Source organism: Okeania sp. SIO2B9 (assembly GCF_010672505.1).
Taxonomy (GTDB): Bacteria; Cyanobacteriota; Cyanobacteriia; order Cyanobacteriales; family Microcoleaceae; genus Okeania; species Okeania hirsuta.
In genome coordinates this window covers 1-1,876 of record NZ_JAAHGK010001405.1, presented here as the reverse complement: position 1 = coordinate 1,876, position 1,876 = coordinate 1, and the positions used below count along the sequence as shown (strand labels likewise).

Below are 1,876 nucleotides of genomic sequence, written 5' to 3'. Positions count from 1 at the left end.
AAATGAAGTATCTGATGAAAAATTGGATATAGTAACAGTTCCAGAACCATTAGTTGACTCTGTAGAAGTACAAAATCAGTTATCGGAAAGTTATCAAACTTTACAACAAGAGTTGGCATCTCAGATGGCACAGATTAAACATTTGGAATACCAAATGACTGCGATGGTGTCAAGAGAAAGTTATGAAACTTTACAGAAGCAATTAGAAGAAGATAAAAAAGTAATCGTAGAGTCTCAAGCACAACTAGCTCAACTTAAACAACTAGAAGAGCAAGTAGCTTTGATGGTATCTCAGGAAAGTTATAAAACTCTCCAGCAAGAATCTCAAGGACAACTAGCTCAACTAAAACAACTAGAAGAGCAAATTGCTTTGATGGTATCTAGGGAAGTATACGATTCTTTGCAAGACCAATCACAGGAGCAAATTGCTCAAGTTGAGCAACTAGAGTCTCAGATAGCTTCAATGGTATCAAAGGAAGTTTATCAGAATCTTCAGCAAGAGTCACAAGAGCAAATAGCTCAATTAAAAGAGCAAATTGCTTTGATGGTATCTAGGGAAGTATACGATTCTTTGCAAGACCAATCACAGGAGCAAATTGCTCAAGTTGAGCAACTAGAATCTCAGATAGCTTCAATGGTATCAAAGGAAGTTTATCAGAATCTTCAGCAAGAGTCACAAGAGCAAATGGCTCAATTAAAAGAGCAAATTGCTTTGATGGTATCTAGGGAAGTTTATGATTCTTTGCAAGACAAATCACAGGAGCAAATTGCTCAAGTTGAGCAACTAGAATCTCAGATAGCTTCAATGGTATCAAAGGAAGTTTATCAGAATCTTCAGCAAGAGTCACAAGAGCAAATAGCTCAACTTCAAAAACTAGAATCTCAAATAGCTTCAATGGTATTGCGGGAAAGTTATGAGACCCTGCAAAATCAGTCAGAAAAACAACAAGATAAGTTGCAACATCTAGAAGCACAAATTACCACAATGGTTTCTAGAGAAGTTTATGAGACTTTGCAGCGTCAGTCAGAAGAACAGCAAAATAAGTTGCGAAGTTTCGAAGAACAGACTGATTTAATGGTGTCAAAAGAAAATTATGAAGCTTTGCAGCACCAGTTACAGGAGCAACTCAATAAGTTGCAATATCTTGAATCTATAGTTGGTTCAATGGTATCACAGGAAACTTATGAAGCTTTAGAAAAACAGTCAGAATTGCAGAAACAAATAATTACAGATTATCAAAATAAACTGACTAAATTGCAACAAGAATTTCACGATCAAGTCGAGACAATACAGGCTTCAAGAAAGCAAATTTCTGAGTTACAAACTACATCTATGATTGCAGAAAATCACATTCTTAATAGATGGCAAAATCGTACCTTTTCTAGATAAAATCAAAGAAATATGATTCTTTTGATTAATTCCAAAATTTGAAATTTTCAGTTGGGAAAATTCAAAACAAATCAGGGAGAAAAAGGTAATTATTTATTTCCCAAGCGACAAATGCTCTCCGCTAATTGCTAATTGATGAATGTAGAGATTAAATCTTTGTATTCCACAAGGAAGAGCGGAGAGAATCCAAGTCGCATAATGGTTTATCATGATCGGGTAAATAGTGAAATATTTATAGCAGGGAACAGGGAACATGGAACACTGGGAAAAACATTGTCTAGTGATTCATCATTAGTGTATGTCCTCACTGCTCTGGCTATTGCTATAAAATGAAAAAAAGGTATCAAAAAATATATCTGAATATTAAATAGAGTTTAATAAACTAATTAAATCATGTCCGGATAATTACTGATGAAAAAAATTTATCCTCTTTTTCTTCCCTCCTGACTCGGTCTTCATGACTCAGTCTTCCTGACTACTCTTCTA

1 protein-coding gene is annotated in these 1,876 nt (G+C 34.8%); it reads left to right on the top strand.

Features of this window, described 5'->3' with window-relative positions; translation table 11 throughout:
- Nucleotides 1-1,390: hypothetical protein (locus F6K13_RS31205; RefSeq protein ID WP_287289585.1), on the top strand; the 1,390-nt coding region annotated here is incomplete at its 5' end.
- Nucleotides 1,391-1,876 lie beyond the last annotated feature (486 nt).